The sequence below is a fragment of the Kitasatospora sp. NPDC032757 genome (assembly GCF_055579305.1).
The window spans coordinates 72,250-80,394 of sequence record NZ_JBVINN010000017.1; the positions used below are offsets into that span (position 1 = coordinate 72,250).

An 8,145-nucleotide genomic window follows, 5' to 3' on the forward strand; every position below is an offset into this window, starting at 1 on the left:
GGCTGGGGAGGGTCTCCCGGGCCATCGCTTTGGCCCTTGACCCGCCACCCGGAAAGTGGCCAGGAAGGCCCTCAGCGGGGGGGGGGAAGTGGGACAGCCCGCCTCCCCACTCCGGCGACCGGGGCGGACGGTCAGCTCTCCTCGCGCCAGCCGTCGGCTTCGGCGGCGATGGCGTCGAGCGCGCGCAGGTGGGCGGGGGTCCAGCCGTTCTCGGGGGGTTCCACGACAACCAGCCACTGGGCGTCCTCGGCGTCGTCCTCGCCGGCCAGGGCGTCCCGGACGATTTCGAGCTCGCCGAGGTCGGGATGGTTGGCGCTGAGCTCCTCCGCGGCCTCCTCGGCGGCGTCGCGGTCGGGGAGGACGAGGAGCTGCCGGGCGTTCGGGTCGAAGGCGTCCGGCTGGTCGGTGGTGGAGTGTTCGGTCACCCGCCCATTTTCCAGGCGCGCGCCCGGCGCCCGCGACCACCCCCGGCTCCCGGGCCGCGCGGGGCTGTCCGTACCGCGTGGGATGCTGGTAGGCGATGGCCAGGAAGAGTGCACCCGACGACCTGCTCGCCCCGCTGACCCTCGCGGTCGGCCAGGAGGAGCTGCTGCTGGACCGTGCGGTCGCCCAGGTGGTGGCGGCGGCGAAGGCGGCGGACCCCGACACCGACGTACGGGATCTCGCGCCCGGGAGCCTCCAGCCTGGCAGCCTGGCCGAGCTGACCACGCCCTCGCTCTTCGCCGAGCGCAAGGTGATCGTGGTCCGGGCCGCCCAGGATCTCGGCGCCGACTCCGTGAAGGAGGTCAAGGCGTACATCGAGGCCCCGGCCGAAGAAGTGATCGTGGTGCTGGTGCATGCGGGCGGCGCCAAGGGCAAGGGGCTGCTGGACGCCGGGCGGAAGGCCGGCGGCCGCGAGGTCGCCTGCGCGAAGCTCGCCAAGGCGTCGGAGCGCCTGGCCTTCGTGAAGGGCGAGTTCCGAACGCTCGGGCGGTCGGCGACCCCGGAGGCGTGCCAGGCTCTGCTGGACGCGCTCGGCAGCGACCTGCGCGAGCTGGCGGCCGCGTGCAGCCAGCTCACCTCGGACGTCGAGGGCACCATCGACGACACCGTGGTGGCGCGCTACTACAGCGGCCGGGCCGAGGCGACCGGCTTCGAGGTGGCGGACCTGGCGGTCACCGGCCGGGCGGCCGAAGCCCTGGAGCGGCTGCGCTGGGCGCTGGCCGTGGGGCAGCCGCCGACCGGCATCACCTACGCGCTGGCGTCCGGGGTGCGCAGTATCGGCCGGCTGGCGACGGCTGGGCGGAACATGCGCCCGGCCGATCTGGCGCGCGAGCTGGGCATGCCGCCGTGGAAGGTCGACCGGGTCCGCCAGCAGATGCGCGGTTGGACGGGCGACGGCGTGGCCACCGCGCTGACGGCGATCGCGCAGGCGGACGCTGCCGTGAAGGGCGGCTCCGACGACCCGGCCTACGCCCTGGAGCGGGCGGTGGTTGCCGTCGCCAGGGCCGCCCGGGCCGGCTCCCGCCCGTACTGACCGGAGCGGGAGCACGGGCGGCGCGGACGGCCTCGCCTACTTCCCGCCGATCGCCTTGAGGATGTCCCGGGTGTCGTCGAGCATGGCCCGCCGGACGGAGTCGCGGTCCAGCGTGGTGTCCTTGCCGACCTGGTAGTTGTCGGTCCAGTAGAGCGAGAACGTCATCCCGCCGTCCAGGACCTGCAGGTAGTAGTTGATGTCGTGGTACGTCTTGTCGGAGCTGGTCGGCTCGTCACCGTAGGCGTAGTAGGCCTCCTGGCCGAGGTTCGGCACGTCGGCGATCTGGTACTTCTGCTGCTCGAAGTAGTGCCGGGTGGCGGCGTATTCGGGCGAGGAGTCGACGGCCTTGTGCAGCTCGACGCGGATGTCGAGGGTGGCGTAGTCAGGGGTGTCGCTCCCGCTGACGGAGCGTTTCATCAGGGCGTAGCACCGCATGATGTCCATGGACCCGCTGCGGCCGGTGTGTTCCAGCGGGTAGTTGTCCACCATCTTGTACTTCTGCCGGAACGCGGTGAGCTTGCCCGTCTCGCAGATCTTGTCGATGGCGTGGTAGCCGTGGATGCTCTGCGCCGAGGAGTGGCCCTGCACCATCCTGGGCACGACGGCCACGGCGCCGGACCAGACGACCGAGGCGAGGATGGCGCCCACGAACGCCCAGACGGCGTTCCGCCGCAGGTTCCCGCGCTTACGGCCGGGCCCGCCGGTCCCGCCCGGCCCGGCCGCCGCGCCGGGTGAAACCGGCGGCGTTCCGGGGGAGGTGGGCGGCAGCCCCGGCGAGGTGGGCAGTCCGGGCGGCGGGCCGAACCCGGGGGCTCCCGCCGGTGGTGCCTGCTGCTGCGGAAAACCGGTGAACCCCGGCCCGCTCTGGGCCGGTGGTGGCGGTGGCGTCGCCATAGGTTGTGCCCCCCCCTGAGCCTTCAACGCTTTCAAGGAATCCGTCGGACGCCGTGATTCCGTGCCCGCCGAACTCGCCGAGCTCGGCGAACCCGACGGATTCGAAGGACCGGACAGACCGGACGGACTGGACGAACCGGCGACGGTGATCGCCGTTCGGCGCCCGCCCGAGCGGCGGTCCCTGCGAGCGTGATCCCGAAACTGCCGTGACCGACCATAGCGGTCGGACCACAGAACGCGACAGGCGCCGCAGCAGCCTCGGGGAAGAGGTCTGCTGCGGCGCCTGCCGTACTGCCTGTGCACCGCACCCGCGTGGCGAACGCAGGCCGCGTGCGGTGCGAGTCTTGGTTCTCGCCTCGGAGGTCCGGGTAGAGGGCCGGTTCTCCCGAGGTGGGTGGGGCCTGGGGCCCCGGGTGCGTCAGGCCTGGACGGCGTTGACGCGCTTGGTGATGGCCGACTTCTTGTTGGCGGCCTGGTTGGCGTGGATGACGCCCTTGCTCACGGCCTTGTCGAGCGCCTTGGAGGCGGCGCGGGCCAGCACGGCGGCCTTCTCGGTCTCGCCGGCGGCAGCGGCCTCACGGGCCTTGCGCAGAGCGGTCTTCAGCGAGGACTTGACGGCCTTGTTGCGCAGGCGCGCCTTCTCGTTGGTCTTGTTGCGCTTGATCTGGGACTTGATGTTCGCCACGAAGGAGCCTCAGTCTTGTGTGTTAAACGGTTCTGGGGGTCCCCCGGCCGGAGAGGCTGGGGGAGGGCTGCACCGCGCGGCCGTCGGACCAGCTGAGAGGGCATGCCGAGGCCAGGTGCAGCGCCCCACGCTACCAGGGGCGTACGGCCGACCCCAAACCGGACGGCCGCCGGAAGCCCTCACGCGTCGGAACGGGGCCCGAACCGCGTCAGGCCCGGAGCACCGGCTCCCCGTAGTGCTCGACCTCGGGGAACGGCTCGTAGAAGCGGTGCAGCAGCTCCCTCCACCGCTCGTACTCGGCCGAGCGGCGGAACCCCTCCGTGTGGTCCTCCAGCCGCTCCCACTCCACCTGGAGCAGGAACCGCGAACCGCGGCCCTCGTCCAGGCAGCGCCGCAGCTCCAGCGAGCGGAAGCCGGACTGGGCCGCGATCAGCGGCCGGGCCTCGGCGAAGGCGGCGAGGAAGGCCTCCTCCTGGCCGGGAACGACGTCGAGCAGCGCACTTTCCAGGATCATGCGACCGCATCCTGCCGCACACCCGGACGCCGGGGGAACGGCCGCTCGACGCCCGCGGGCAGGCGATCGCCCGCCCGCGGAACAGCGGCCTGCCCCACGCGGAACGGCAGCCCGCCCCCGGCGGGGAACACCCGGCCGTCCCTCCGGAAGGGCCCGGCCGGAGCCCCGGGGAAGAACCGAACGGCGGCGCACGTCGCGCTCGTGGGAGTATGGGAGGAACTATTTCGATCGGACGACTGTCCGGTCCCCGGGAAACCGGTCAGCGATGACCAGGACACCCCCGGCCCCCGGACCAACGGAGAATCGGACCAAGGTGCCCGCGACCCCCAGCAATGTGCCAGAGCCCAGCCGTACCGACCCGGCGCTGATCCGCAACTTCTGCATCATCGCCCACATCGACCACGGCAAGTCGACGCTCGCAGACCGGATGCTCCAGATCACCGGTGTGGTCGACCCGCGGCAGATGCGCGCCCAGTACCTCGACCGGATGGACATCGAGCGCGAGCGCGGCATCACCATCAAGTCGCAGGCCGTCCGCCTCCCGTGGGCGCCGAACGCCGGAGCGAACGCCGGCACGACGCACATCCTCAACATGATCGACACCCCGGGCCACGTGGACTTCACGTACGAGGTGTCCCGCTCCCTCGCGGCCTGCGAGGGCACCGTCCTGGTGGTGGACGCCGCCCAGGGCATCGAGGCGCAGACCCTCGCCAACCTGTACCTGGCGCTGGAGAACGACCTCACGATCATCCCGGTGCTCAACAAGATCGACCTGCCGGCCGCCCAGCCGGAGAAGTACGCCGCGGAGATCGCGCACATCATCGGCTGCGACCCGGGGGACGTGCTCAAGGTCAGCGCCAAGACCGGCCTCGGCGTCGAGGACCTGCTCGACCACATCGTCGACAACATCCCGGCCCCGGTCGGCGTCAAGGACGCCCCGGCCCGCGCGATGATCTTCGACTCGGTGTACGACTCCTACCGCGGCGTGGTCACCTACGTCCGTGTCGTGGACGGTCAGCTCACCAAGCGCGAGCGGATCGCGATGATGTCGACCGGCGCGACCCACGAGCTGCTGGAGATCGGCGTCATCTCGCCCGAGCCGAAGGTCGCCGACGGCCTCGGTGTCGGCGAGGTGGGCTACATCATCACCGGTGTGAAGGACGTCCGGCAGTCCAAGGTCGGTGACACCATCACCTCGATGCACAAGGGTGCGACCGAGGCACTGGGCGGCTACAAGGACCCGCGCCCGATGGTGTTCTCCGGCCTCTACCCGCTGGACGGCTCGGACTACCCGCTGCTCCGCGACGCCCTGGACAAGCTGCGGCTGAACGACGCCGCGCTGGTCTACGAGCCGGAGACGTCGGTCGCGCTGGGCTTCGGCTACCGCTGTGGCTTCCTCGGCCTGCTGCACCTGGAGATCATCCGGGAGCGGCTGGAGCGCGAGTTCAACCTCGACCTGATCTCCACCGCCCCCAACGTGGTCTACCGCGTGGTGATGGAGGACGGCTCCGAGCACACCGTCACCAACCCGAGCGAGTTCCCGACCGGCAAGATCGCCGAGGTGTTCGAGCCGGTCGTGCGCGGGACCATCCTGGCGCCGAACGAGTTCGTCGGCGCGATCATGGAGCTCTGCCAGTCCCGCCGCGGCAACCTCCAGGGCATGGACTACCTCTCCGAGGACCGGGTGGAGCTGCGCTACACCCTCCCCCTCGCGGAGATCGTCTTCGACTTCTTCGACCAGCTGAAGTCCAAGACCCGCGGCTACGCCTCGCTCGACTACGAGCCCATCGGCGAGCAGAGCGCCCAGCTGGTGAAGGTCGACATCCTGCTGCACGGCGACGCGGTGGACGCGTTCTCCGCGATCGTGCACAAGGACAAGGCCTACAACTACGGCGTGATGATGGCCGGCAAGCTGCAGAAGCTGATCCCGCGCCAGCAGTTCGAGGTGCCGATCCAGGCGGCCATCGGTTCCCGGGTGATCGCCCGTGAGACGGTCCGCGCGATCCGCAAGGACGTCCTCGCCAAGTGCTACGGCGGTGACATCTCGCGCAAGCGCAAGCTGCTGGAGAAGCAGAAGGAAGGCAAGAAGCGGATGAAGATGGTCGGCCGCGTGGAGGTCCCGCAGGAGGCCTTCATCGCCGCGCTGTCCACCGACGCCGAGGCGCCGAAGGAGAAGAAGTAACCGACGGCGCACGAGGGCCCGGGGCGATCCGCCCCGGGCCCTCGGCATGTCCGGCCGGGCCGGGGCGTCGCGACCCGGCCCGCCGGGGTCACCGCAGCGACCACACCACGCCGTTGACGATGAGCGCCTTGGTCAGCCGTCCGGTCAGGCCGGTGAGCACGGTGGGCCGCATCGAGTCGTCGCCGTGGATCAGCTGGACCATGCCGTCCCGGCGGCCGAGGCTCAGGCACTGCACCGCGTACCGGAACGCGAAGGGCTTGTCGGTGCCCCCGGTGAGCAGCTTGCCGAGGTAGCGGCCCATCGGCTGGGCGGTGGCGCAGGCCATCCGCAGGGTGCCGGTGCCGGGGACGGTGACCTCGGCGGCGTCGCCGATCACGTGGACGTCGGGGTGCGAGACCGAGCGCAGGTGGCCGTCGACCACGGCCTGGCCGGCCGCGTTGACCGTCAGGCCGGCCTCGGCGGCCAGCGGGTGCGGCTCCAGGGCGGCGGCCCAGGCGACCACGTCGGCGGGGATCCGCCCGGCGGTGGTGTCCAGGCCGTCCGGGTCGACGGCGGTGACGGTGCTCTGTTCGTGCACCTCGACACCGAGCCGGGCCATGACGTCCAGGACGTGGCGGCGGCCGCGGGCCGAGAACCAGCCGCCGACCTGGCCGGCGGCGACGATCCGGACCTTCCAGCCGGGGTTGGCCTCGGCGATCTCGGTGGCCAGTTCGATGCCGGTGGCGCCGCCGCCGACCACGGCGACGGTGCCGGGGCGGCCGGCGGTGCGCAGCCGCCGGCCCAGTTCGGCGGCCCGCTCGACGGGGTAGGCGTGCTCGGCGGCGCCGGGGACGTCGTGCCAGGCGGTGCGGCTGCCGAGGGCGTAGACCAGGGTGTCGTAGGGGACGGCCTCGCCGGTGTCCAGGAAGACCTTGCGGGCGTTGAGGTCGAGGGCGGTGGCGCGGGCCGCGATGTGCCGCACGCCGCGGCCGCGGACGACCTCGGCGACGGTGGGCCGGTGCGCGGGCCGGCCGGCGGCGGTCTCGTGCTGGCGGACGCGGTGCAGGAAGCGGGTTTCCGGGGCGATCAGGGTCACCCGGTTGTGCTTGCCGCCCGCCCGGGTCGCCGCGCTCAGTCCCGCGTAGCCGGCGCCCAGTACGACGATCTGCTTCTCGGCCATGTCGTCCGCCTCCTTCGAAGCGCCCTCACGAAGCGCTCGCTGCGTTTTCGGGAAGGGGACGACACGGCCGGTCGAAGCGTGACAGTGACCTGCGTCACACGGTGTCGGGCGGGCCGGCGATCGGCGCGATCCGGGTGAGCTTCTCGGGATTGACCACCACGTAAGCCTCGGTGATCCGGCCGTCGGCGACGGTGAAGGCCAGCACACCGCCGACCGCGCCGTCGGCGTCGTGCCAGAGCAGGCCCGGCTCGCCGTTGACCAGGGCGAGCGCGAGGCCCATGTCCGGAGTGAACCACTTCGCGACCAGGCCGGCGACCAGCCGGGAGACCTTGTCGGCGCCGAACACCGGGCGGGCGCCGGCGGAGACGACCCCGCCGCCGTCGGAGTGCCAGACGACCTCCGGGTCGAGCACGGCGAGCAGGCCCTGGATGTCGCCACGCGTGCTCGCCGCGGCGAACGCCTCCACCGCCTGCCGGTGCTCGGAGCGGTCGGCGGTGGCGCGGCGGCCGCCGTCCTTCACCCGGCGCCGGGCCCGGGAGGCGAGCTGGCGGGTGGCCTCGGTGGAGCGGTCGAGCGAGGCGGCGATCTCGTCGAAGCCGACCGCGAACACGTCGTGCAGCACGAACGCGGCGCGTTCGGCCGGGGTGAGCTGCTCCAGGACGGCGAGCAGTGCCAGCGAGACCGACTCTCCGAGTTCGGCCAGCTCGGCGGGGGAGGCGGGGGAGTCCTGGTAGGAGACGGCCGGTTCGGGCAGCCACTCGCCGAAGTAGGCCTCCCGGCGGGCCCGGGCGGAGCCCAGCTGGTCGTAGCAGAGCCGGGTGACGACGGTGGTGAGGAAGGCCCGCGGGTCGGTGACGGCCGACTGGTCGGCGGACCGCCACCGCAGCCAGGCCTCCTGCAGTACGTCCTCGGCGTCGCTGAACGATCCGAGCAGCCGGTAGGCGACCGAGCCCAGGTAGCGCCGGTTCACCTCGAAGGCGTCCGGGGTCGCGTCCGGGCTCGACACGGCTGCCGCCGACGGGTCGTCACTCACGGGCCCCACGGTAGCGCCCGTCCCCCGGAAGACGAAGAGCCGGAGGGGGGGGGGGGGGGGGGGGGGTGGCCCCCCCCCCTTTTCTCCCGGCGTGGGCCTCCCCCTCCCCCCCTCCCCCCCCCCTCCACCCCCCCCCCCCTTCCCCCCCCCACCCCCCCCCCC

At 72.3% G+C, this 8,145-nt stretch carries 8 protein-coding genes; 2 read left to right on the forward strand and 6 right to left on the reverse strand.

All coding sequences use genetic code 11. The features are described from left to right. Positions 1–131: 131 nt before the first annotated feature. Complete coding sequence (locus tag ACZ5WK_RS20275) at positions 132–425, reverse strand: hypothetical protein (protein WP_465548745.1); 294 nt, start codon at positions 423–425, stop codon at positions 132–134. A gap of 95 nt (positions 426–520) precedes the next feature. Here ACZ5WK_RS20275 and holA point away from each other — a divergent pair, with 95 nt between their 5' ends. Beyond that, positions 521–1,516 carry a DNA polymerase III subunit delta gene (gene holA, locus ACZ5WK_RS20280; protein ID WP_465548746.1) on the forward strand — a complete coding sequence of 332 codons (996 nt, stop codon included), beginning with the start codon at positions 521–523 and terminating at the stop codon, positions 1,514–1,516. A gap of 36 nt (positions 1,517–1,552) precedes the next feature. On the opposite strand, the gene ACZ5WK_RS20285 is transcribed toward holA, so the two are convergent. The 3 genes from ACZ5WK_RS20285 to ACZ5WK_RS20295 all read right to left on the reverse strand — a co-directional run bounded on the left by ACZ5WK_RS20285 (position 1,553) and on the right by ACZ5WK_RS20295 (position 3,609). After that, positions 1,553–2,164: a hypothetical protein gene (locus ACZ5WK_RS20285; RefSeq protein ID WP_465548747.1), complete on the reverse strand. Its 612-nt coding sequence runs from the start codon at positions 2,162–2,164 to the stop codon at positions 1,553–1,555. 664 nt (positions 2,165–2,828) lie between these two features. Continuing rightward, positions 2,829–3,095 (reverse strand): 30S ribosomal protein S20, encoded by a 267-nt coding sequence (gene rpsT, locus ACZ5WK_RS20290; RefSeq protein WP_363607500.1) that lies wholly within the window; start codon positions 3,093–3,095, stop codon positions 2,829–2,831. A gap of 208 nt (positions 3,096–3,303) precedes the next feature. Further along, complete coding sequence (locus ACZ5WK_RS20295; RefSeq protein WP_465548748.1) at positions 3,304–3,609, reverse strand: antibiotic biosynthesis monooxygenase family protein; 306 nt, start codon at positions 3,607–3,609, stop codon at positions 3,304–3,306. 313 nt (positions 3,610–3,922) lie between these two features. Between ACZ5WK_RS20295 and lepA the strand changes: the two genes are divergently transcribed. Next, positions 3,923–5,791: a translation elongation factor 4 gene (gene lepA / locus ACZ5WK_RS20300; protein WP_396323208.1), complete on the forward strand. Its 1,869-nt coding sequence runs from the start codon at positions 3,923–3,925 to the stop codon at positions 5,789–5,791. An 88-nt stretch (positions 5,792–5,879) separates the two neighbouring features. On the opposite strand, the gene ACZ5WK_RS20305 is transcribed toward lepA, so the two are convergent. Both ACZ5WK_RS20305 and sigJ read right to left on the reverse strand, forming a co-directional pair. Next, on the reverse strand, positions 5,880–6,950 hold the full coding sequence (locus ACZ5WK_RS20305) for an NAD(P)/FAD-dependent oxidoreductase (protein WP_465548749.1): 1,071 nt from the start codon (positions 6,948–6,950) through the stop codon (positions 5,880–5,882). 94 nt (positions 6,951–7,044) lie between these two features. After that, complete coding sequence (gene sigJ / locus ACZ5WK_RS20310) at positions 7,045–7,983, reverse strand: RNA polymerase sigma factor SigJ (RefSeq protein WP_465548750.1); 939 nt, start codon at positions 7,981–7,983, stop codon at positions 7,045–7,047. Between the last annotated feature and the right edge of the window lie 162 nt (positions 7,984–8,145).